Origin of the sequence: Nostoc sp. C110, from assembly GCF_043099725.1 — a bacterium.
Classification (GTDB): Bacteria; Cyanobacteriota; Cyanobacteriia; order Cyanobacteriales; family Nostocaceae; genus Nostoc; species Nostoc muscorum_A.
The window spans coordinates 5405397-5427200 of record NZ_CP171148.1; the positions used below are offsets into that span (position 1 = coordinate 5405397).

The following is a 21804-nucleotide window of genomic DNA, read 5'->3' on the forward strand; positions in this document are numbered from 1 at the left end:
ACCATGACTAATGTTCCTATTGAAGGTATTCTTCTCCCTGATGAGAAGCATAACCACGAATCTCCAAGTAATTGGAAAGAATACTTCAGCTTTAGTACTGACCACAAGGTAATTGGTATCCAGTATCTCGTTACCTCCTTCTTCTTCTTTCTCGTCGGCGGTATCTTTGCGATGGTGATACGGGGAGAACTGATGACACCCGAATCAGATTTAGTCGATCGCACCATCTACAACGGTATGTTCACCATGCACGGCACTGTGATGCTGTTTTTGTGGACATTTCCCTCACTCGTTGGTTTTGCCAACTATTTAGTACCCCTGATGATTGGGGCGCGAGATATGGCATTTCCCCGCCTCAACGCCGTCGCCTTTTGGATGGTGCCAGTAGTCGGAATTATCATGATGGCTAGCTTCTTTGTCCCTGGAGGTTCTGCCCAATCCGGTTGGTGGTCTTATCCGCCAGTCAGTCTTCAGAATCCCACAGGTAACTTGATTAATGGTCAAGTTCTCTGGCTCTTAGCGGTGGCAATATCTGGCGTATCCTCAATTATGGGGGCAGTTAACTTTGTCACCACAATCGTGAAGATGCGGGCCCCAGGAATGGGTTTCTTCAAAATGCCCTTGTTTGTCTGGGCAGTATTTAGCGCCCAGATTATCCAACTATTCGGATTACCTGCATTGACAGCTGGTGCAGTGATGCTGCTACTCGACCTCACAGCTGGTACTGCCTTTTTCGACCCCGCTAAGGGTGGAAATCCAGTGATGTTCCAGCATTACTTCTGGTTCTACTCTCACCCCGCCGTTTACGTGATTATTTTGCCCATCTTCGGGATTTTCTCAGAAATCTTCCCAGTTTATTCACGTAAACCCTTATTTGGTTACAAAGTAGTTGCTGTTTCATCAATGCTGATTGCAGTAGTTAGCGGTATCGTTTGGGTACACCACATGTATGTCAGTGGTACACCCGGCTGGATGCGGTTGCTTTTCATGATGACAACAATGTTTGTATCTGTCCCCACAGGAATTAAAGTATTTGCTTGGGTAGCAACTATTTGGGGCGGTAAAATGCGGCTAAATACCGCCATGCTGTTTGCCTTGGGTGCATTAGTCATGTTTGTCTTCGCTGGCATCACAGGCATCATGCTTTCCTCAGTGCCAGTCAATGTCCACGTTAACAATACTTACTTTGTGGTGGGACATTTCCACTATGTCCTCTACGGCACTGTGACAATGGGCTTGTATGCAGCCATCTATCACTGGTTCCCCAAAATGACTGGGCGGATGTACTCCGAAAGCTGGGGTAAAATCCACTTCTGGTTAGCATTCATCGGCACAAACCTCAACTTTTTGCCCATGCACCCATTAGGATTGCAAGGGATGTTACGCCGAGTTGCTTCCTACGCCCCAGAGTATCAATTCTGGAATATCATCGCTAGCTTGGGCGGATTTCTCTTAGGAATGTCCACCTTGCCCTTCATATTCAACATGGTGATTTCTTGGATGCAAGGCGAGAAAGCACCCGCTAACCCTTGGAGAGCAATCGGACTAGAGTGGTTAGTTTCTTCACCCCCCCCAGTAGAAAACTTTGAAGAAATCCCCATCATCATCTCCGAACCCTACGGCTACGGTAAATCAGAACCCTTAACATCCAACCTCCCAGAATAAACGCAAACTATCGGGAAGACGCAAAAACCCTCCGCGTCCCTCTGCGCTTCCCTCTGCGTACCTTTGCGTTTCAAATTCCCCTCAAACTAACAGCAAAATGGACAGTTATATCGATTCCCAAGAATTGCACCACACAGCCGCAGAACATACGCACGACGAAGAAGGCAACAAGATGTTTGGCTTCATTGTCTTCCTACTATCTGAAAGCGTTATTTTCTTGAGTTTTTTCGCCGGATATGCAATCTACAAAACAACAACTCCTAACTGGCTACCGGCTGGTGTTTCGGGGCTAGAAGTAAAAGAACCGACAATCAACACGATAATTCTTGTCGCTAGTAGTTTTGTGATTTACTTAGCAGAACGTGCCCTGCAACGCCATGACTTAGTAAAATTTCGCCTGTTTCTCTTGACAACAATGGCGATGGGTACCTACTTTTTGGTTGGGCAAGCGATTGAATGGAACGGCCTCGATTTTGGCTTCACCACAGGGGTATTTGGTGGAACGTTTTACCTGCTAACAGGTTTCCACGGTTTGCACGTTTTCACCGGCATTCTGTTGCAGTCGATTATTTTGGTACGTTCTTTCATTCCTGGCAATTACGACACAGGCCACTTCGGCGTGAATGCGACTTCGTTATTCTGGCACTTCGTCGATGTTATCTGGATTATTTTGTTTATCCTCATCTACGTTTGGCAGTGAACTACCTACATCGTACCGCAAGGTCGATGTAGGCTTCCCAACTCATTGGGGATTGCCTCGGACTTGGTGGATTTTTTACGTCCAGAAGTCTTTGGTCTTACATCCCCTCCTTGGGCAGAAGTGCTAGTTCCTAACACCAAAAGTCGCAAACCTTCATTTTTTATATTGACCGATGCGTTGATATCTCTATCATGCTGCTTCTGGCAGTGTGGACAATCTACAAACCTAACTCCCAACGAATCATAACCTTTTTGCAACATTGGAATTGGTAGTAGAGTTTCACTACAAAGCTGAGATGATGGGAAGAAACGATTAATTTCCTGATAAGTATGTCCAAATTTCTCAGCTTTATATTTCAACATTGTGAGAAACATACCCCATCCTTGGTCGCTAATAGCTTTTGCCAAGTTAGGATTTTTTACCATGTTTTTAACTGCCAATTCTTCTACACAAATTACTTGGTTTTCGTATGCTATTTTGCGAGATAGCTTGTGTAGAAAATCAACTCTTACTCTAGATATTTTATTGGAAGCTTTAGCCACTAAGCGTTTAGCCTTTTGGCATTTCTTAGATGTCTTATCTTTTTTTCTGGCTAGTTTTTTCTGTTTACGCTTTCGGTTTTTTTCTAGTTTTGCTAATCGCTTCTTGGGTAGGTCATACTTTGAGCCATCAGAAGTTATAGCAAAGTTTTTTAATCCAAGGTCAATACCAATAGCCTCGTTGATTGCGGCTACAGGTTCATCCTCTTGATTAAATAGAATAGAAGCGTAATATCTACCATCCGTATTTTTAGATATAGTTACAGTCGTGAACTTAGTGTTTGGTAGTTCTTTATGAAACACAGCTTTAACCATCCCCAAATTACCAGGAAACTTGATTACAGAATCCTGTGGCATTAACTTCACGTTTTGGGGATATTGAATCGATTGTTTGCCATGCTTAGACTTGAAGTTAGGATATTTGGCGCGTCCTTCAAAGAAATTAACAAACGCACTAGAAAGATTGAATGTTACTCGTTGCAATACTTGACTGTATGCAAGCCCTAACCACTCGTATTCTTTCTTTAATCCTGGCAACAATTTGTCCATTACAACCTTAGAAAGACCTTTCCCTGTTTCTTTGTACGCTGTAGTTGTGGCATTAAGCATATAGTTCCACAACCATCTGGTATTACCAAAACATTGAGCCAAACAAGACTCTTGCGTGTCAGTGGGATAAATCCTCAACTTGATTGCTCTATACATAGTGAGTCCAGTTGGCGGTGTCGGTTTCCGTCCCGCCAAACTGGCGAACCCGGAGGGCATCGACCTTTACCGTGTTTTAGTGCTCACGATAATATAAAAACTTGTGGTGAGTCAAGACATTCATTTGTTCGTTTCCTCCCTGTTCTCCCTGCGGGAGAAATTGGTCAGAGAACTGTCGTCAACTCACGCGCAATTCATCTTGACACTTCCGCTTCGCGGTAAGTGTGAGCCTTCTTGCTGTTTTAGGTAAATATTGATGGGAAGAAAAACCCACAGAATTTATCTGACTTGGTGTATGGGGCATTGTTAATTACTTGTATGCCCCATGTACCATTCCTTTTTTTACTCTATAAAACTCCTGTTTGATTCCTGAACAATATTTCAGATAAAACCCTAATAAAACAGGCTTCTTAGTCTTAGTATGTTTTAAAAACTCAAATTGGTGTTAATCCGAAGACAGATTGTGGGAATACTAAATTTAACAGATTACACACTTAGTTATGAAAAATATTGTTATCCCAATTTTTTTGATCGGTTTATCACTTGCTAGTTGCGCTGCAACCTCTCTACAAGATTTAGCCAAAAGTCATCTAGAACTGATAAAAGCTGGTAAGAGTAGTGAGGCAAATCAACAATATTGTATGACAAAAGAATCATTGAGGTTGCATTCAGTTAAAGGATTTGAGATTTTGAGTTCTCAATCTAAAACACAGAATGGACTTTCTTATACTGAAATTCTTACTAAGCTTGATACCGAACAAACTGTCTATAAAAATATTGAAGAGAATGGTATAGCTGCACCACGAAAACAATCTATACAACAAGTAAACCTAGAAGTTTGGAAGTCTGATGATTTCTATAACAGAATTGTTTCTGAGACTGCAAAACTCAACGATTTTAGTCAAAAAATTGGTAGTAATCAAAAACAACTCCCAGTTCCTAATCGGTCTGAGGTTAATAGCAATTCCTTATGCGTTTTTTTGGACTTTGAACAGTTTGAATCTGATAAGTTATAACATAAAAAATAGTAACATTTTTGTGATTTTTTAAGGAAATTATATATGGTATCACAGTACAATCATCTAACTATTAAATATCTCAAGCTAATCAATCATATTGGTTCCAAACGAACAGAATGGTCTCATTATCAGGATGACAAGGAATTTGATTTAGGATGGGTAATAAATGAAAAGAGTGGAAAATTAACGAAACAGGACAAAATAAAACGTAAGAAACTAGATGCCAAAAAAGCTATAAAAGGCGATCTCATACTCTTATGTCAAAATAATCACTTTTTCGGTCATCGTGCGACTCATGTAGTTGAAATAGTAGATGAACCTTATGAGGCTAAATGCATAGATGATATGTGGACACGTCGAGTTAGAATAGTATGGATAGCCGAAAAGCCTTGGGAAAAAGCACCACTCACAGAAGATGTGATTGGAAAAAAGTTTTCATTTCGTAGTGGAAACTTGGTTAACGTTAAGGCATCAACTATTTACTTGAATTTAGACAAGCTTAAATTTGAATAAGCTAAAACACATCTGATTCACACATCTGAATTTAATCAGATTCTTGTAGGCTTGAGAGAAGTATGAGTAGAGTTTGCCAATCATAAGCTTTCTTGCTTGGCAAAAATTTCACCTTGTCAGACAAATGCTTTTTCGATTTCAATAATTTTTGTAAAATCGAAAAATTCAAACTACCTTATCATAAAGATTTTAGCATCAGCTTGAGCGTTGCAAAAAATGGATAAATTAGAGTTTAGGTATTAGCAGGAGAATCAAATTCCCCTGCCGAATGGAAAAGAAGCTCTAGCTTTGGTAAGTTAGGGTAATGACAAGGCTCCTGGGCGCTGTGGAAAGATTAAATTAAATAACTCGTATTTGGCACGATCGCAAAAAAGGCATACTCATACCAAGCAGTCCAAATAAAACTGCGAATCCATCGCTGGCGCTTTTCGGGACTCAATTCATATTCAAACGCGCCACTAGATACATCAATGGAAGACAGATGAGAGTTGCAACCGCAGCCGTGTTGATAAGTAAAACCGTATTTAGAAGCAATACTTTGCACCTTCATCTGAATCGCAAACACCTTACCTGCATGGAGTATGGCATCCCAAGAACGTTTGTGTTCGATATCGCGGGGGTCAAATCTTAAGGCACGTTCTTCAAAAACATGATCGCGGTAAATGGGTGCTAGATGCACATGATAGAAACTGGCGGGTAGTTCATAACCAAATTCGTTGAATAAATCGATGCCAATGTGAGCCACTTTTACTTCATCAGCATAACCTGCCCCCTTTGACTCCACATTACGGAGAATTTCTGCAAAGTTCGGATAGCTGTCTTTGAGAAAGTCTTGCCCAAAAAACTCTAGGGTTTCCCATGCTAGTTGTGCAAAAAGCTGAGAGAATGAGGGTATCAAGTGAGCTAGTTGGGGGCGATCGCTAAATAAGTCAACGTCACCATGCTGTAATTTATATAGGAACAACTGCGCCATCTCAACATAGCTTTGGGGATGGGAAAGTCCGACACTCGTGTTTCCTCTAGCAATGTCTTGCCATGTAGAAGGTAATTGAGAAACGTGTACCGCATTTTCTCCAGCAATGACTGCAACAGGAGGACATTCGAGAAGCTGCATCGACAATCTCCTTTAAGACTTTAATGTGTAATTTACCTTAAGCCATCGCTAAGTGTATCTTCTGAACACAATTAAAAATGTTTTACAGACTGTCTTTTGACAGAATTGCAACTTTATTCTAAGATCAAAATTTTTAGTAGCTACAAACAGCTTGAATGTTAAGCACCAGCTATTTTCTTATATAGTTTCTCACCTTTGACTATCTCTTCATAGTGCTGTTCATAAGAGGTGAACCTGATAGATTCTTGTTTTCCTAAACCCAAAATTCCAAAGGTGCAGAGGCTATTATAAAATAGTTGATGTACCCGCTTTTGAAGTGCTTGATTGAAATAGATCAGTACATTACGACAAAGAATAACATTAAATTCATTAAAAGAACTGTCAGTTGCTAAATTATGCTGGGCAAACACAACATTTTCTCTGAGAGATGAGCGAAAAATAGCATTGTCATAAGCTGCGGTATAATATTCTGAAAACGACTTCTTGCCGCCTGCTTTCAGGTAAAGATGAGTATATTCCTGCATCAGTTTTAGAGAAAAAATACCACTTCTAGCATTTTGTAATACCTTTTCATTAGTATCAGTTGCATATATCCGACAACGGTGATAAAGTCCTTCTTCTTGTAGTAGAATTGCCATTGAGTAGACTTCTTCACCCGTAGAACATCCAGCGTGCCAGATGCGAATAAACGGATAGGTTTGTAAGAAGGGGACAACTTGATTTCTGAAGGTGTTATAAAAGCTCGGATCGCGAAACATTGATGTTACATTCACCGTCAGAGCAAGCAAAAATCGTTCTAAATAAGCACGGTTGTGGAGTAAACGCTCTTGCAAAGCAGAAATATTAGCTAACCCCTCCAATTGCATGAAGCTTTGAATGCGGCGCTTGAGTGAGGAAAGAGCATAATCGCGGAAGTCATAGCCGTAATACTGATATACCCCTTCCAAGAGAAGATGTATTTCGATATCCTCCAAGGTAGGTTTGGGCAAAGTCATAGTACGAATTAGCATATATGCTGAACCAGCTATTTAAATATGCTGGCAATACAAAAAGTTAAACCTGGATTTCTCACGCATAGTGTAGGCAGAGGGGGAAGAGGAGTGTGGGGAGTGTGGGGAGTGTGGGGGGTAAGACTTCTTCCCCATCCTCCCACACTTCCCACACCTCCCACACCCCTTGGATTTCTCACTTGTGAAAAATCCAGGTTAAGGTGCTTGGAGTTAATCAAACAACTGTTTTCCAAAACGCCTTATGGATCAAAAATTATTCACATTCTAGGCTGCTAGAGTTTTTAGAACTCAAGTGTATCTTACGCCTAAAATAGCTTGCTGGATCTATTAAATTTGATAATGGTGCTAATTATGGGTTTCAGTTTAACTTAATTGCTGTCACTGCTAAAACAGCGATCGCTATTATTGAAATCCCAGCTAGCCATCTAACCTGAGAACGCAGATTTTTAATCTCTTGGCTAAGATTTTCTGTCGGTGATAAGGGATATGGTTGTAGTTCTGCAACTTCAACAGCTACTTGTTGAGGTATGTTTTGGGTAATTCTAAAAGTTACCTGGGTGTGTAGCCAATTAGTAATCAGTTGCGGACAGTTTTTCTTAAACCAATTGAAAGCTAAAGTTCTAAAAACTGGTTTAGACATTCGGGCAATTAATTTCATTACCCTGTTTAGAGGCTTCATACGAAGCTTTTGGTTGATCAGATTGACTGAACCAACATCATAGAGACAATCCAGAATTAGTTTGACAGTGGCTTCTTCACTATTAATCAAGTTTTGCAGCAAAAGTAGAACGTCGTGCATCCGCTCTGCTTCAATAACCTTTTCTGCCAATGTTTCTGGACTGTTTACTGAAGGATTTACGGTTGTATTTAGGGCGTTTTGTCTTACTATCGTCATATTGGTAACATAGCAGCCATAATAAAGTCAGTACACCTATCTACCGAGGGAAAGATGTTTTATCTAGAGAGAGAATGTAAGAGCTAAAAGTTGTTTGTGAGATATATCACTATATCGTCTCTGGAAAAAAGCTATTTGTCTAGTTCCTATGAATCTTTTATAGACTTCTTTTTATAACAAACCGCAGAGACACAGAGAACGCAGAGCAGGAGAGGGAAAAAGGAGAGAATCTCAGCCTAAAAATGGAAATATCTATCAAGCTTGTTATGACTTGTCAGATTGCTTCGCTTGATGCTGATTTTTCCGCTAAATGACGCTTTCCAGAATAGTTTGTATCAGCAAGAAGATAAATTCATTAACTTAGCACTTAATTTTATAATTGAAATTCTTTCTAAAAATGACAACTCGGCAAAATTCAAAGTCAAGATGGAAGAATATATTAATAATGGTATTTAATTAGTAGGATGGTTGATTGATCGTAAAAATCAGCAAGCTAAAGCTTGTTGTCAGGATGGTTTAATTACTCAATATCCAGCTAAAGCAATATTAATTGGTGAAAATCTTGTGCTTATTTTCACCTATATTTTAACAAAATATGATAAATATGAGGAAAACGTATACCAATTAAATATGAATATTTTCCAAATCAAAAATTGTTTAAAATTACTATAAATTATGTTCTTATACTTTTAGATAGATAACATTTAAATCATATTACCTCGCCAGATAGATAAAAATATGATCTGAATTTATTAAATTAATTCAAGGATATGCTATTTAGCTATTTATGGGAGTTAATTTAATAATGCCAGAAAGTTCTGGATTAGAAGAACAGGCGCTAAATAAAGCCGCAGAGATAGGCTTATCTAGCCAATTAGATGAAGCCGAGAACTTAGATGTAAACATTAAAACAGACCCGTTGAAACTCGTTCAGGGACAGGTAGATTCAGTCAGCGTTGAAGGCGAAGGTTTAGTAATGCAAAAAGACCTCCGTATGGAGGAATTAAAAATGCAAATGACTGACGTTGCCATCAATCCTCTGAGTGTGGCTTTCGGAAAAATCGAACTTACCCAAGCTACTGAAGCTAATGCCCAGGTTGTGTTAACCGAAGCTGATATCAATCGAGCCTTTAACTCAGAATATGTGCGATCGCAGCTGCAAAGTCAAAAAATCCATGTTAACGGGCAATTGACGGCTATTGAACCACAAAATGTAGAGTTTCGATTACCTGGCGATGGAAAAATAGTACTAAATGCCAGTATAAAATTAGTAGAAACAGGTGAGAATCACCAAGTTGCTTTTTCTGCGATCCCTCAGATAAGCCCTAATGGGAAAACAGTTTCTCTAGAAAATGTTGAGTATGGTGAAAAGAAAATGTTGAGTATGGTAAAAGTGAAGAAATATCGCCAGATTTGACAAAAGCTTTGATAGATGAAACTAGCGAGATTTTGAATCTGAGTAATTTTGATTTAGAGGGAATGAATCTACAAGTTAGGCAACTAAGAGCAGATGTAGGCAAGCTAACTCTAAAAGCTGAAGCTTATATTGAACAAATCCCTTCTGCTTAAAAACTAATTAATTGAGGATACCAAATAATGGAAAGTACAGAAACAACGCAAACAAGTTCAACACCTTTTCCTAATATTCCACCAGTTATTGAAAGTAATGATAGTGAATATCGGGATACTGGCGTACCTAGCACAGTTGCGATCGCAGGACATCCCCTACATCCCCTGAGTGTGATCTTTCCCATCGCCTTTTTAGCCGCCGCCTTGGGAAGTGACATCGGCTACTGGTTAACTGGTGATTACTTTTGGGCTAGGGCTTCGCTATGGTTAATCGGACTGGGATTAGCTGGAGGTTTACTTGCTGCTGCGATCGGTTTGAGCGACTTTTTGAAAATTGAACGAGTTCGCAAGCGCACCGCCGGTTGGGTGCATTTGATCCTTAACGTTTCTATCCTAGTTTTATCACTCGTCAACTTCCTCCTACGTTGGGGCGACGCTGAATCCCGAATAGTTCCCTGGGGACTGTTAATTTCGCTCGTTGTTGGTACGCTGACCAGCGCTTCCGGCTGGTTCGGTGCCGAACTCTCCTATCGCCACAAAATCGGTGTAGTGGGCGCTGGTAGCAGAAGATATCCCTAACAAGACTTATGCAAACAATAGCCGAAAAGAAAGATGTTCTTCTTAGGGCAATTCATGTAGGCGCAAAGCGGTGAGCCATTCCGGTGTATAGGTTCTCCGGCATAAAGGAAGTAGCGTTAGCGTAGCGGTAGCATACCCTTGTGGGGAAGCAAGCTACGCGCAGCGTCTTGTAAATAGGTACGAGCGTCACCCGCAGGGTATTTCCCCTACAGCGTGTAGTTTTATGTAAGTACTATTAATAAAATACAAAATTAGGAATTCTTAAGAAAGAGCAGTGTAGAGGCTAAAATTTTCCTTAGTCTTTAGCCTTCATAAAATGCTCGAATCTCGTAAACAAACAATATTTATTATTATTTCTATGCTCATCGTTGTACCGATGGGCCTTTTTTCTAAGTTTTACAGTGGGCCTGGTCATCAGTGGTTTAATGACTACGGAGGAGATATACTTTATGAAATATTTTGGTGTCTATTTGCTTTTTGGTTGTTCAGAAGTCGGGCGGTCATAATCAAAATTCCTATATGGGTTTTTGTCATCACCTGTATACTAGAATTCTTACAACTTTGGCATCCGCCACTATTAAATGAAATTCGTGCCACCTTGATAGGTAAATTATTACTTGGTACTACTTTTGTATGGTGGGATTTTCCTCATTACGCATTGGGTTGTATTGCAGGTTGGTTATGGCTGCGACAATTATATAAAATGGGTTATGCAAAAAAAAGTCAAAGTTAAACCTAATTCAAAACAGCAAAAAATTGAGGAACAACCTGATGGTAGTCTGACTGTATATTTAAAATCGCCTCCAGTTGATGGTAAGGCTAATGAAGAGTTAATTAAACTCCTAGCAAAGAAATTTGATGTAGCCAAATCTGATATCAGAATCAAGTCGGGTTTATCCTCTCGGCAAAAGCTGATAGAAATTGATACAGATACTGAGTAATGTCTTCTTGAAAAACTTTACCTCTTTGCCAATATAACCCCTACCAGAGGCAATAAATGAGAGATTTAAACTTGTAACATCAACTTTTTATACTTCTGTAATGCTGATATATCTTGGTTGAGCTTTGACTTTTTCTATCCAAGCTTGAATAGCAGAAAATGGTGTTAAATCGAACCCACCTTCGTCAGCTACATGAGTGTAAGCAAACAAGGCAATATCAGCAATCGTGTAACGCTCTCCCACAAAAAAAGTGTTAGAGGTTAAATGTTTTTCCATCAAGCTAAGTGCTGCATAACCTGGTTCGCGTTTTTCCTTGATAGCTTCACTATATTCTTCAGTTTTACCTAAAATAGAAATCCAAAATCTTGATGTGGCAATAAAAGGTTCATGGCTATACTGTTCAAAAAATAACCATTGCAGCACTTGCGCTCTTAAAAAGCGGTCATAAGGCAAAAATTCTGTCCCTTCACTCAGATATACCAATATGGCATTTGATTCTGCTAAGTATTGCCCTGGCTCAATTTCTAGAATAGGTATCTTTCCGTTAGGATTTTTACTTAAAAATTCTGGTGTTCGAGTCTCGCCTTTCAAAATATTAAGCTCTACTCTTTCAAAAGGCATACCTAGTTGTGTGAATAAAAGACGTATCTTATAGCCATTACCGGAAGGTAAAAAATCGTACAAACGCAGTAGTTCCATGCTAAAATACAGTTATCAATATGTTGATAAGTGAAGGCTTAAAATACAATATCTTACCAAAATATTTTCCCAAAACCGGATAATTTCTTTTAAAATTTAGCTTTTGAGTACTAGATAAAATTATCTGAAAAAATAAAAAAAATATTATTGATTTCTAGATTGAAATATTTAATTTAGTTAATGGTTGGGAATAAAAGTATGTGTGGAAGATTTACTCTAAACCAGTCAGTAGAAGCTTTAGCCCAAGTTTTCCATGTCGAGCCAGTTCTAGATTTAGCAGCCAATTTTAATATCGCGCCTACCCAAATGGTGGCAACTGTGTTACAAAACCCCGAAAGCGAAAAGCGTGAATTTCAGCAGTTGCATTGGGGATTAATTCCCTCATGGGCAAAAGATGCAGGAATGGGAGCAAAGTTGATTAATGCTAGGGCAGAAACTGTTGCTGAAAAACCAGCTTTTCGTTCGGCTTTTAAACATCGTCGCTGTTTAGTGTTAGCTGATGGCTTTTATGAGTGGCAACGTCAACAAGGTAAAAGTAAAAAGCAGCCGTTTTATTTTCGTCTTGAAGATGGGCAACCCTTCGGCTTTGCCGGTTTATGGGAGAAATGGCGTTCACCTGCTAACGAAGAAATAATTTCTTGTACAATTTTGACAACGGCAGCAAACGAATTACTTCAACCTATCCACGACCGGATGCCAGTGATTCTAGAGCCAAAAGATTACGATTTATGGCTAGATTCTCTAGTCCAAACGCCCCAAACCCTACAGCAGCTATTGCGTCCCTATCCAGCGCCAGCAATGATTGCGTATCCAGTTAGCACCTTGGTAAACAACTCTCGGCATAATAGCCCAGAGTGCATCATCCCACTCAGAGAGGAGAACGCCCCCACAAATCAGTTAAATTAACTATTGAGCGTGCTAAGGGATTGGGAGATGAGGAAGATGAGGGAGATGAAGGAGCAGGGAGCAGAGGAGCAGGGGAGCAGAGGAGAAGTTGCAGTAAGTTTTTCCTCTCTGTCCCTTTGCACCTCTACCTCTTGTGCCTAGCCCAATGCCTCATGCCCCATGCCCCATACCTAGTAATACCCAGAGACAAATATGCCAAGAACACAAAAAAACGATAATTTTGTTGACAAATCCTTTACAGTGATGGCAGATATCATCTTGAAGATCCTGCCAACTAACAAAAAAGCTAAAGAAGCGTTTGTTTATTATCGAGATGGCATGTCGGCCCAAGCAGAAGGGGAATATGCTGAAGCATTGGAGTACTATGAAGAAGCTTTAACACTAGAGGAAGATACCAACGATCGCGGTTATATTCTCTACAATATGGGGCTAATCTATGCCAGCAACGGCGACCACAACAAAGCTTTAGAACTGTATCACCAGGCAATTGAGTTAAACCCACGCCTACCCCAAGCCTTGAACAATATCGCCGTGATTTATCACTACCAAGGCGAAAAGGAAAAAGAAGCTGGAGATAACGAGGCTGGCGAAGCACTTTTTGACCAAGCCGCAGACTATTGGATTCGAGCTATTCGCATGGCTCCCAATAACTACATCGAAGCCCAAAACTGGTTGAAAACCACCGGGCGATCGCAGATTGACGTATTCTTTTAGTCATTAGTCATTAGTTCTTTGTCACTTGCTAAGGACTAATGACCCTTACGGGTTCGCCAGTCACTCACGGGGGAAACCCCCAAGACCGCGCTGGCTCACCAATTAAAAATGAAAAATGATCAATGACAAATAACAATTTATGATTGACCAAGAACAAGTTCATAAAGTAGCTAATCTGGCTCGTTTAGAGTTGACTCCAGAAGAAGAGGAACAATTTACTACCCAATTGGGAAGTATTCTGGATTATATTCAACAGTTAGATGAGCTGGATGTCAGTAATGTACCCCCAACAACACGGGCAATTGATGTTAGCAATATCACACGAGAGGATGAATTGCAACCCTATGCTAATCGTGAAAGTATTCTTAACAGTGCGCCTGAACAGGAAGGCGAATTTTTCAAAGTTCCAAAAATTCTTAACAGCAATGAGTAAGTAGCAAGACTGTTGAGCAGAGAAAATAATTGCAAAAAAATCTAGATTAGTTATTTTATATCTGGGTAATCAAGAGACAATTAAACCATCCTGGACATAAATCAGTTGTTTTGTTTGATCTGCAATATTTTGTTTGTCAGTTACTATCACAATAGTCATTCACTGCTCGTTCAATTCTGATAGCAAATTCATCACTTCTTGGGATATTTTGCTATCTAATGCAACCGTCGGTTCATCTGTTATAACTAAAGTCAGCTTATTGACTGACCTTCAGAAAGTTGATTTGGGTGGTTAAAGATTCGTTCTGTTGCAGTAATCTCACCCTTATCAGTGATTTTTCTGTGCGATTCCGTCTTTGATAGATAAATTAATACCTTTAAGTATAGGAATATTAACTTTCCCTAAATAATATTTTTTGTAATAGATTCTAGATAAATTTCGAGTAGTTAGCTATGGCTGCAATGTTGTTTGTTAACCTCAAATCCAGACTACATTAAGTATAAATACTTAATGCGTTCGATAAACATTTAAGGTATTTTTGTAAAATAAATACATACTACATTTTGAAGTTCCGTCTCTGGGTTATAACAGAAGCCGATATTAGGATAAACTGGCTTTTGAATACATCGAGAGTTCAGCAGGGACTTTGTTTTTTACTGCTGGTGACTTATTGCCAGTATCCTATCACCTTGTGCTGTATGAAACTTACTTCAAGCTACGGGAAGTCTCCCTCAAGAAGGTTTCTTAGCATCCAAAACGACTCTCACTCTTTTAAGGCTATAGCCTTAGAATATTTACAAGCTTTGCTTACGAATTAGCTGTCTCTAGAAAAAGTACCGATTTTGCTTTCTAAGCTGACATTACACCCGTTTATATGCGGATTTATGTAGCTTAATAACAAATTAGCGGATTCATTAATATTAAGCCTGTTTTACTATTTAGTTCCTTATCCTGATTTATTAGACAGCTAGAGTGTTCATTTCACTTTGTTCAATAGCTTTTAGCCCTTATCGCTCCCATGCTGACTCATCACCGCAAGCCCGTGTGCTTATCACTTATTTCTACTGACCTACCAATCTGGTCTGTTGTCGAAACTGCTGCGACATTGTATCAAAAAGATACTGATAGATTCCATTTGCTGCTAACTGCACCGCCCCTAATAAGCTGTGAAGTCGAGAGTGTCGTAAGTCCAGAGGATACGCTTCCCCAAAGGAAGAGCAAAGCTTACGCCCCTAACAGTCCGAGAATTTTGTGGCTAGAGATTTCCCCTTATCGAGTCATCATGACTATGCAAGGTAACGCTCAAGTGAGTTACCGTCACTTTTGGGAACAGGGCGTTTATGGTATTAGTCGCTATTGGTTGCCAACTGAGTCGTTGCAACCTAACGACCCTATTCGGTTACGAAATTTTACTAGTAGCCTAACTCTCAACGGACATCCTTTACCAGAGCTTATGCGTCTGGAATATGAATTGTGGGCAGAAAAAGTCCAGTTAGGATGCTACATACTTAATTTGGAAATTAAACACTGATATTTAAGGGGATTGGGTACAGATTATTCTCTATTAGCTGTCACCTCTCCCCTAACGTCAATACTTGTAGCAATCCTATCTTAGAACAGTGGCATGGTTGCGTTGCGTAAGAGATTGGCTGCAACCAGAAAAGCGCTAAAGCCACCACAAATGATGGTAATGGTCTTAAGCCTGTATTAAAACATCTTTAGATACTTTAGAACTAGTATCCTTTGTGAGCTTTGTGACTATTTCCATAGCAGCAGTTTGTGACTTTAACCAATTAGTAAACAAGTCTCCAATGATTTTCAGTCGTCTTTGTTCGTCTAATTGAGGTTTAATGATTTCCTCAACTGCAATTATATGCACTCCTTTGGGAGTAGTTATTGGCTTGAGAATTTGTGGGGGATTAGCAGCAAAGATGGCTGCTGCAATCTCCGGTCTAAAATCAGTGCGTAGACGTATTCCTTGATATCCTCCAGCCCGGCGTATTTCGGTATTTTGGATGTATTGACGGGCGATTTGTTGAAAACTAATTTCCCCTTCTTGCAGCGCATAAAATAGTTCTAGCGCTAAATCTTCATCATCTAATACAACTTCATAAGTGACTGCTGCAATGTAATCGAGTTGGTGTGCATAAAAAAATTGTTCAGCTTTGTCTGCAAATAAATGATTTGCTAATTTGGCTGAGAGAAGGTTGTTTTCGGCTATTGCTTCAAAGTCGTCTAAAGAAAGATGATATTTTTCTAACCACGCCCAGGTGTCTTCTGCTTTGAGCAGTTGATTGGCTAAACGCAGGCTATCTGCTGCGCGTTGCAGTTCTTCTAAACCAATTTGAATACCTGCCTTTTTCGCTTCCTGTTCAATAATTTTTCTGGTTGCGATCGACTCTAATACATTAGGGATTTGGCAAGCAAGCTTTATGTGGTCAAGAATATCATCAGGAGAAACAGTCAATACATTTGACATCATTTAATTCCTCCAATGGCTAACCTAAATCATTAGGATATTATCAGGATTAATCGGACAATATTAATTACATCTATACTATATTTTTCAGATTTAATTATTTATTGCCTCTGTCTAATAGTAGCCTTAATATTTAATTTTGTGCGATTGTGAAAATCTTTTTATAAAATTAATATTTTTGCATTAAGATTATAAATACCAGTAAAAAATACAAGTAATTAAAAATCAAAATAAAATAATTTTTCACATACAAGTTAGTAATGCTTGATAGAAATTGAACCATGAGGCTCACCCCGACTTTTTTAAGAAGTCGGGGATCTTGTTGTTCATACTCTAAGCTACGGTTTAATTACCTGAAAATTGCTGTAAGTTGGCAAATTTCTAAAGCTCCAAACCACCTTGTTGTAACTTCTTAAACGGATCTAAAATAAAATCTACGATCCGGCGTTGGCGGATAATCACTTCTGCACTTGCAGTTTGACCTGGTGTTAGAGGGATACGTTTGTTGGCAGTTTGGATATAAGGCTGAAGTAGGGAGATTTCCAATTCATAGGTTTCGATGTTACCTTGATTAGCGGTTTGAACTTTCGAGTTAGGCGAAATCCAGCTAACGCGGCCTTGCACTACCCCATAATCTTGGAAGGGATAAGCATCAAATTTGATTTTAACTGGCATTCCTACCTTTAAAAAACCGCTTTGTTGGCTAGGCATCTGCGCTTTGAGAATCAAAGGAGTATTGTTGGGCGCAATTTGGGCAAGCATCTGTCCTGGTTCTACTACAGATCCTGGTTTGTGGATAGGCAATTCGAAAACTGTGCCATCAATAGGCGATCGCACTATTCGTTGTTGCATCTGTAGCTGTAAAGATGTAATCTGGCTTCCTGTTTGAGCAATTTCTGATTGCAGGTTAGTAATTTGTCCTTGTAAATCTTTAAGCTGTTCCTGATTTTTCAGCACCGCTAGTCTACCTGCTTGCACTACACTGCGATAGCTGCTTTGCTGTTCTTGCAGACTAAGTTTTGCCTGCTGAATATCTGAAAGGGCTTGACTCATCAACGACTGATAGCGGTTAAGTTCTTCTTTTAAGCGCAACTGTGCTTGTGTGATATCAGATTTTGCTTGTTCCTGTAAGCGTTGACTTTCTTCTGCAATCTTTTCTAATTCCACAACTTTGATTTGGGGAATTGCACCTTGCCGCAAAAGCTGGCGATAACGCGCAACTTCTGTGACATCTCGGCTGAAACGACTCTTCGCTAACTTTTGAGCAATTTGGGTAGAACTGATATTCTGGCTAGCTTGTTGCACTAAAGCCAATTTTTCTAGTCTTTGTGAGTTATAGGTACTCTGTTTAGCATCAAGATTTTGCTGTGCCTGACTAACTTGAGCAAGTTTTTCTAATTCTTGGGATTTATTTTGTTGCTCTTGGATGTTAATCGTCAAGATAATTTGGTTTTTCAGGAGATCCAGTTGCGATCGCCGATTCAATAAACCTTCCAGTTTTGTCTGTACCTGCTGCAAATCCGTTCGCAGCACATCGGACTCTAATTGAACTAAAATCTGTCCTGCTTTTACAGTTGAGCCTTCTTTGACATTGACGGCGGTAATGCTACTAGTAACTGGACTATCTAATTTTTGGGTTGCTCCTTCAGGTTCCATGCGTCCTCTAGCACTCCCTGTTTCATCAACTTTAGAAAGCATTGCCCAAGGTAAGATGATTCCAGCAAAGCCTACCAGTAAATACAATAGGGAGCGCGTCCAGAGTTTTGGTAAGGCATCTAGTAGTTCCTCGGTGCCATAAAACCAATCATTTGCTTCAGATGTTTTTTGTGTCTGAGGGTGAAAGATGGCATTTGTGTTTTCCACCAGGTGAAATTCAGTTGGTTTTGGGATAGCGAAGGCGGATGATGAATTATTAGATGGGTTTGGCATAAGAATTGGACGTTGGGGATTAGGGACAGGCTAATTTGTAATTAGGGCTGGATTGGGGATTTTGAGTATCTGAGGTGGATGAATCCAGTTCAAAGGTGGATGAATGAGTATTTGAGGTGGATGAATCCAGTTCAAAGGTGGATGAACGAGTATCTGAGGTGGATGAATCCAGTTCAAAGGTGGATGAACGAGTATTTGAGGTGGATGAATCCGGTTCAAAGGTGGATGAACGAGTATCTAATTTCCTTCATCCCCTATTTTTGATTACCTTTCAACCTGTTTGCGCTAGTTGTTGCTGATTGAGATAAAAATAATGTCCTTTTTTAGCGATTAATTGCTCATGAGTGCCGCTTTCGACCAAAATGCCCCGATCCAAAACCAAAATTAAGTCAGCATTACGCACTGTAGAGAGACGATGAGCAATAATTAAACTTGTGCGTCCTTGAAGAATTTTTGTCAGGTTGTGCTGAATAATCCGCTCAGATTCAGCGTCTAAGTGACTGGTTGCTTCATCGAATATCAAGAAGCAGGGGTTTCCTAACAAAGCACGAGCGATCGCTAGGCGTTGGCGTTGTCCACCGGATAACATACCGCCACCTTCACCAATTTGGGTTTCGTAGCCCATTGGCATTAGCTTAATAAACTCATCTGCTCCTGCTAGCCGCGCCGCTTCAATAATTTCTTCTTGCGAAACTTCTGGATGAGCAATGCTGATATTCTCCTGAATCGTACCGCCAAACAAAAAGGTATCTTGATCTACAACGCCAATTTGGGAGCGGAGCGATCGCAGAGAAATATTAGTCAAATCTTGACCATCAATCAAAATTTTGCCATCCGTCGGCAGATATAGCCCTAAAATCAGTTTGGAGAGGGTTGTTTTTCCAGAACCACTACGCCCCACAACCGCTATAGTTTGCTCAGGTTTGATTTCAAAACTGAGGTTTTCTAACACATTAATATCACTTTCTGGATGATAACGAAAAGTCACATTTTCAAATACAATATGACCGCGTAAACTACTTAAAGTCTGACGGGGTTGAAATTGTAAATCTTCTTCTGGCTCGGCTTCTAAAACATCATTAATTCGCTCAGTGGAAATGATCACTTCTTGCAACTGATTCCACAGGACAACGAGTCGTTGGAAAGGTCGAATGACGTTTCCTAACAACATATTGAAGGCAATTAATTGTCCAATGGTTAGTTGATTTTGAATTACCTGCCATGCACCAAACCAGAGTAATCCTGTAGTAACTAGTGATTCGATACTAGAACTGAAAATTTGTAGTTGGTTACTAATTACCTGGCCGCTAAAGGTCTTTTTAATGACATTATTCAGCAGTTCTTCCCAATGCCATCGGACTGTTTGCTCAATTGCCATTGAGCGAACTGAGCGAATACCCGTGAGGGATTGAATCAAATAACTGTTCTCTTTAGCTGAAGCATTAAAAACTTCGCGGCTAATGCGGCGCAAAAAAGGTGTAGCGACCAGCGCCAATAATACAAAAGGCGGGACGATCGCTAAACTGAACAATGCCATTTGCCAGCTATACCAAAACATCAATGCCACATAGACAAATACTGTCATCAAATCCAAACCAATAGATAGTGCTTCTCCAGTTAGAAAGCGCTGAATTTTTTGATTTTCTTGGACGCGAGAGACAATATCGCCAACGTACCGCGACTCAAAAAAAGCTAGGGGCAAGCGAAAGGTATGCTTAATAAAACCTACCAGCAGTGTTAGTGACAGACGATTGGCTGTGTGATCTAGTAGATATTGCCGCAGTCCATTCAGAGCAACGCGGAAAAAACCAAAAATTAGTAAGCCTAAACCAACGGCGTTTAAAGTTAGGGTACTACCCTGGACAATTACTCGGTCTAACAGTAGCTGGGTAAATAGAGGTGTAACTAGTCCAAACACCTGAATCAACACCGAAGCGATAAACACTTCTAGCAGTACTTGCGAGTGAGGTTTGACTAAATCAAAAAATTGCCAAAATGCTGTAGTCGCTTCTTGGGTTTCTTTGAGTAAGTCTGTGGGTTGTAATAACAGGGCGTAACCAGTCCAACCGGCTTTAAATTCGCTAGCGGTAAGGGTACGTTGACCAATGGCGGGGTCGCCAATAATCACCCGTTTTTTATTGACTTCATAGACGACAACATAGTGCTTACCTTCCCAGTGAGCGATCGCAGGTAGGGGTTGTTGGGCTAGTTTATCGAAGCTAGCTTTCACCGGACGGCTAGCAAAGCCGATACTTTCTGCGGCTGCTGTCAAACCTCGCATTGATGCCCCACTACGACTAACGTTAGTTAAATCTCGGATGCGGTTGACATTAAAGCGCTTCCCCCAATAGCGACTAATCATCACCAGACAAGATGCCCCACAGTCAGAAGCGCTTTGTTGTTCAAAAAACGGATACCGTTTAGTCAAGCGTCCCAACCAATGCCCAGCCTTTACCTTTGGGCTAGGAAAGTACGGTCGTTGTCTCCTTTGCTTTTGTTTTGGCTCAATGCTAGGAATTGGGGATTGGGGAAGGTGGTGTCCCCTTTGGGGATAAGGGTTAATAGGGATTGGGGATTGAGAAGAGTCTTTCCTAGTCCCCTGCTCCAAATCTCTACTCTCCAGGACAGTTTGAGGCTCTTGGGAATCTATCAACTCTGCTAATTGCGGCCAGTGTTGTAGGGCTGTTTGCCAATCCGCATTACTCAAACTGTAAGCGATCGCTGATTGTGCTACCTGCAAACTTCCCTCTTTAGGATTCAGGTAGATGTTTCCAGGTGTCAATCTTCGCCCATGAGAATCCAGCAGTTCGCCCCGATGCAGCAACCAAAGCTTAATATCTTTGGTGAGATTGGCACTTAAAGAACCACTTTCTAGATTGTGTCGCTCAAATAGAGATAGCGCTTTAAACGTCTCCTCAACGGTGCCATTATGCCCAATTAAGGAGTTGTAACAACATAACAGCAGCAAATCCCAGACCTCTGCACGTCTTAAAAGGCGATCGCGGACACTAAGCGATGTCCGAATTACCTCTTGTAAAGTCTCTTGGTTGATATAGCAAAGCTTTAAGTTTGCCGAAGCTCTAGCAACATAAGGACTAAATTCCTTTTCTGGAAATAAAGTCAACTCGCCAAATGACGATCCAGAAAAGAGAGTAGTAATTAAATTGTTAGAGCTATCCAGCAGCCTGACTTTACCACCCAGGACAATATAAATTCCTGTGTCAGTTGTAGTTGCTTGCCAAAACTGCTTTGCTACTTGTGGTTCGACAATCTTCAGCCCTCCAAGACACGTATCAAGTTCTTCCTTTGACAGCGACTTACCCAAGACTTGGGTAATTTGTTCAGCTAAATATTGCTGGGAAAACGCTGATGGCATTTTCTAACCTCCAAAACAG

General features: G+C 40.3%; 23 protein-coding genes and 1 pseudogene. 15 read left to right on the top strand and 9 right to left on the bottom strand.

Annotated features, from left to right (window positions below; all coding sequences use genetic code 11):
- The first annotated feature begins 3 nt into the window (after positions 1-3).
- Positions 4-1665 (top strand): cytochrome c oxidase subunit I, encoded by a 1662-nt coding sequence (ctaD, locus tag ACFFRD_RS28195; protein ID WP_392478914.1) that lies wholly within the window; start codon positions 4-6, stop codon positions 1663-1665.
- 97 nt (positions 1666-1762) lie between these two features.
- Positions 1763-2365 (top strand): heme-copper oxidase subunit III, encoded by a 603-nt coding sequence (locus ACFFRD_RS28200; RefSeq protein WP_152589421.1) that lies wholly within the window; start codon positions 1763-1765, stop codon positions 2363-2365.
- A 5-nt stretch (positions 2366-2370) separates the two neighbouring features.
- Here ACFFRD_RS28200 and ACFFRD_RS28205 read toward each other — a convergent pair whose 3' ends face one another.
- On the bottom strand, positions 2371-3609 hold the full coding sequence (locus tag ACFFRD_RS28205; protein ID WP_392483187.1) for an RNA-guided endonuclease InsQ/TnpB family protein: 1239 nt from the start codon (positions 3607-3609) through the stop codon (positions 2371-2373).
- 500 nt (positions 3610-4109) lie between these two features.
- On the opposite strand from ACFFRD_RS28205, the gene ACFFRD_RS28210 reads away from it, so the two are divergent.
- On the top strand, positions 4110-4625 hold the full coding sequence (locus tag ACFFRD_RS28210) for a hypothetical protein (RefSeq protein ID WP_392478915.1): 516 nt from the start codon (positions 4110-4112) through the stop codon (positions 4623-4625).
- Positions 4626-4670: 45 nt separating this feature from the next.
- Positions 4671-5141 (top strand): hypothetical protein, encoded by a 471-nt coding sequence (locus ACFFRD_RS28215; protein ID WP_392478917.1) that lies wholly within the window; start codon positions 4671-4673, stop codon positions 5139-5141.
- Positions 5142-5475: 334 nt separating this feature from the next.
- On the opposite strand, the gene ACFFRD_RS28220 is transcribed toward ACFFRD_RS28215, so the two are convergent.
- The 4 genes from ACFFRD_RS28220 to ACFFRD_RS28235 all read right to left on the bottom strand — a co-directional run bounded on the left by ACFFRD_RS28220 (position 5476) and on the right by ACFFRD_RS28235 (position 8160).
- Positions 5476-6255 (bottom strand): hypothetical protein, encoded by a 780-nt coding sequence (locus ACFFRD_RS28220; protein WP_392478919.1) that lies wholly within the window; start codon positions 6253-6255, stop codon positions 5476-5478.
- 158 nt (positions 6256-6413) lie between these two features.
- On the bottom strand, positions 6414-7250 hold the full coding sequence (locus tag ACFFRD_RS28225) for a protein-glutamate O-methyltransferase CheR (RefSeq protein ID WP_114082211.1): 837 nt from the start codon (positions 7248-7250) through the stop codon (positions 6414-6416).
- A gap of 29 nt (positions 7251-7279) precedes the next feature.
- The gene (locus tag ACFFRD_RS28230; protein WP_392478921.1) at positions 7280-7444 is read right to left on the bottom strand and encodes a hypothetical protein; all 165 of its coding nucleotides are present in this window, start codon (positions 7442-7444) and stop codon (positions 7280-7282) included.
- A gap of 179 nt (positions 7445-7623) precedes the next feature.
- A complete protein-coding gene (locus ACFFRD_RS28235; RefSeq protein WP_392478922.1) occupies positions 7624-8160 on the bottom strand; it encodes a hypothetical protein in 537 nt (178 codons plus the stop codon).
- 468 nt (positions 8161-8628) lie between these two features.
- Between ACFFRD_RS28235 and ACFFRD_RS28240 the strand changes: the two genes are divergently transcribed.
- From ACFFRD_RS28240 to ACFFRD_RS28260, 5 genes and pseudogenes are all read left to right on the top strand, one after another.
- On the top strand, positions 8629-8832 hold the full coding sequence (locus ACFFRD_RS28240; RefSeq protein ID WP_392478924.1) for a hypothetical protein: 204 nt from the start codon (positions 8629-8631) through the stop codon (positions 8830-8832).
- A gap of 133 nt (positions 8833-8965) precedes the next feature.
- Positions 8966-9729 (top strand): annotated as a pseudogene (locus ACFFRD_RS28245) (DUF2993 domain-containing protein).
- 27 nt (positions 9730-9756) lie between these two features.
- Positions 9757-10308: a DUF2231 domain-containing protein gene (locus ACFFRD_RS28250; protein ID WP_392478926.1), complete on the top strand. Its 552-nt coding sequence runs from the start codon at positions 9757-9759 to the stop codon at positions 10306-10308.
- 316 nt (positions 10309-10624) lie between these two features.
- Complete coding sequence (locus ACFFRD_RS28255; protein WP_392478927.1) at positions 10625-11041, top strand: DUF2809 domain-containing protein; 417 nt, start codon at positions 10625-10627, stop codon at positions 11039-11041.
- Complete coding sequence (locus ACFFRD_RS28260) at positions 11019-11249, top strand: DUF167 domain-containing protein (RefSeq protein WP_392478929.1); 231 nt, start codon at positions 11019-11021, stop codon at positions 11247-11249. Before ACFFRD_RS28255 ends, ACFFRD_RS28260 begins: the two co-directional genes overlap by 23 nt.
- An 87-nt stretch (positions 11250-11336) precedes the next feature.
- Here ACFFRD_RS28260 and ACFFRD_RS28265 read toward each other — a convergent pair whose 3' ends face one another.
- Positions 11337-11948, bottom strand: coding sequence for a glutathione S-transferase family protein (locus ACFFRD_RS28265; RefSeq protein WP_392478931.1), 612 nt, complete (start codon positions 11946-11948; stop codon positions 11337-11339).
- Between the two features lie 198 nt (positions 11949-12146).
- On the opposite strand from ACFFRD_RS28265, the gene ACFFRD_RS28270 reads away from it, so the two are divergent.
- The 5 genes from ACFFRD_RS28270 to ACFFRD_RS28290 all read left to right on the top strand — a co-directional run bounded on the left by ACFFRD_RS28270 (position 12147) and on the right by ACFFRD_RS28290 (position 15532).
- Complete coding sequence (locus ACFFRD_RS28270) at positions 12147-12854, top strand: SOS response-associated peptidase (protein WP_392478933.1); 708 nt, start codon at positions 12147-12149, stop codon at positions 12852-12854.
- A 192-nt stretch (positions 12855-13046) separates the two neighbouring features.
- The gene (locus ACFFRD_RS28275) at positions 13047-13568 is read left to right on the top strand and encodes a photosystem I assembly protein Ycf3 (RefSeq protein WP_012409902.1); all 522 of its coding nucleotides are present in this window, start codon (positions 13047-13049) and stop codon (positions 13566-13568) included.
- Positions 13569-13707: 139 nt separating this feature from the next.
- Positions 13708-14001, top strand: coding sequence for an Asp-tRNA(Asn)/Glu-tRNA(Gln) amidotransferase subunit GatC (gene gatC / locus ACFFRD_RS28280; RefSeq protein WP_012409901.1), 294 nt, complete (start codon positions 13708-13710; stop codon positions 13999-14001).
- A 133-nt stretch (positions 14002-14134) separates the two neighbouring features.
- Complete coding sequence (locus tag ACFFRD_RS28285; protein WP_392478935.1) at positions 14135-14296, top strand: hypothetical protein; 162 nt, start codon at positions 14135-14137, stop codon at positions 14294-14296.
- A 723-nt stretch (positions 14297-15019) separates the two neighbouring features.
- A complete protein-coding gene (locus ACFFRD_RS28290) occupies positions 15020-15532 on the top strand; it encodes a hypothetical protein (RefSeq protein ID WP_392478937.1) in 513 nt (170 codons plus the stop codon).
- A 165-nt stretch (positions 15533-15697) separates the two neighbouring features.
- On the opposite strand, the gene ACFFRD_RS28295 is transcribed toward ACFFRD_RS28290, so the two are convergent.
- Positions 15698-16480: a peptidylprolyl isomerase gene (locus ACFFRD_RS28295; RefSeq protein ID WP_114082221.1), complete on the bottom strand. Its 783-nt coding sequence runs from the start codon at positions 16478-16480 to the stop codon at positions 15698-15700.
- A 381-nt stretch (positions 16481-16861) separates the two neighbouring features.
- Entirely contained in the window at positions 16862-18409 is a 1548-nt protein-coding gene (locus ACFFRD_RS28300; RefSeq protein ID WP_392478939.1) for an HlyD family efflux transporter periplasmic adaptor subunit, read from the bottom strand.
- 116 nt (positions 18410-18525) lie between these two features.
- On the opposite strand from ACFFRD_RS28300, the gene ACFFRD_RS28305 reads away from it, so the two are divergent.
- Positions 18526-18708 carry a hypothetical protein gene (locus ACFFRD_RS28305; RefSeq protein WP_392478941.1) on the top strand — a complete coding sequence of 61 codons (183 nt, stop codon included), beginning with the start codon at positions 18526-18528 and terminating at the stop codon, positions 18706-18708.
- Here ACFFRD_RS28305 and ACFFRD_RS28310 read toward each other — a convergent pair.
- On the bottom strand, positions 18681-21785 hold the full coding sequence (locus ACFFRD_RS28310; protein ID WP_392478943.1) for a peptidase domain-containing ABC transporter: 3105 nt from the start codon (positions 21783-21785) through the stop codon (positions 18681-18683). The genes ACFFRD_RS28305 and ACFFRD_RS28310 overlap by 28 nt on opposite strands.
- Between the last annotated feature and the right edge of the window lie 19 nt (positions 21786-21804).

Coding starts and splice junctions, on each gene's coding strand:
- ctaD (WP_392478914.1), top strand. CDS start 4: ATGACTAATGTTCCTATTGAAGGTATTCTTCTCCCTGATGAGAAGCAT.
- ACFFRD_RS28200 (WP_152589421.1), top strand. CDS start 1,763: ATGGACAGTTATATCGATTCCCAAGAATTGCACCACACAGCCGCAGAA.
- ACFFRD_RS28205 (WP_392483187.1), bottom strand. CDS start 3,609: ATGTATAGAGCAATCAAGTTGAGGATTTATCCCACTGACACGCAAGAG.
- ACFFRD_RS28210 (WP_392478915.1), top strand. CDS start 4,110: ATGAAAAATATTGTTATCCCAATTTTTTTGATCGGTTTATCACTTGCT.
- ACFFRD_RS28215 (WP_392478917.1), top strand. CDS start 4,671: ATGGTATCACAGTACAATCATCTAACTATTAAATATCTCAAGCTAATC.
- ACFFRD_RS28220 (WP_392478919.1), bottom strand. CDS start 6,255: ATGCAGCTTCTCGAATGTCCTCCTGTTGCAGTCATTGCTGGAGAAAAT.
- ACFFRD_RS28225 (WP_114082211.1), bottom strand. CDS start 7,250: ATGACTTTGCCCAAACCTACCTTGGAGGATATCGAAATACATCTTCTC.
- ACFFRD_RS28235 (WP_392478922.1), bottom strand. CDS start 8,160: ATGACGATAGTAAGACAAAACGCCCTAAATACAACCGTAAATCCTTCA.
- ACFFRD_RS28250 (WP_392478926.1), top strand. CDS start 9,757: ATGGAAAGTACAGAAACAACGCAAACAAGTTCAACACCTTTTCCTAAT.
- ACFFRD_RS28255 (WP_392478927.1), top strand. CDS start 10,625: ATGCTCGAATCTCGTAAACAAACAATATTTATTATTATTTCTATGCTC.
- ACFFRD_RS28260 (WP_392478929.1), top strand. CDS start 11,019: ATGCAAAAAAAAGTCAAAGTTAAACCTAATTCAAAACAGCAAAAAATT.
- ACFFRD_RS28265 (WP_392478931.1), bottom strand. CDS start 11,948: ATGGAACTACTGCGTTTGTACGATTTTTTACCTTCCGGTAATGGCTAT.
- ACFFRD_RS28270 (WP_392478933.1), top strand. CDS start 12,147: ATGTGTGGAAGATTTACTCTAAACCAGTCAGTAGAAGCTTTAGCCCAA.
- ACFFRD_RS28275 (WP_012409902.1), top strand. CDS start 13,047: ATGCCAAGAACACAAAAAAACGATAATTTTGTTGACAAATCCTTTACA.
- gatC (WP_012409901.1), top strand. CDS start 13,708: ATGATTGACCAAGAACAAGTTCATAAAGTAGCTAATCTGGCTCGTTTA.
- ACFFRD_RS28290 (WP_392478937.1), top strand. CDS start 15,020: ATGCTGACTCATCACCGCAAGCCCGTGTGCTTATCACTTATTTCTACT.
- ACFFRD_RS28295 (WP_114082221.1), bottom strand. CDS start 16,480: ATGTCAAATGTATTGACTGTTTCTCCTGATGATATTCTTGACCACATA.
- ACFFRD_RS28300 (WP_392478939.1), bottom strand. CDS start 18,409: ATGCCAAACCCATCTAATAATTCATCATCCGCCTTCGCTATCCCAAAA.
- ACFFRD_RS28310 (WP_392478943.1), bottom strand. CDS start 21,785: ATGCCATCAGCGTTTTCCCAGCAATATTTAGCTGAACAAATTACCCAA.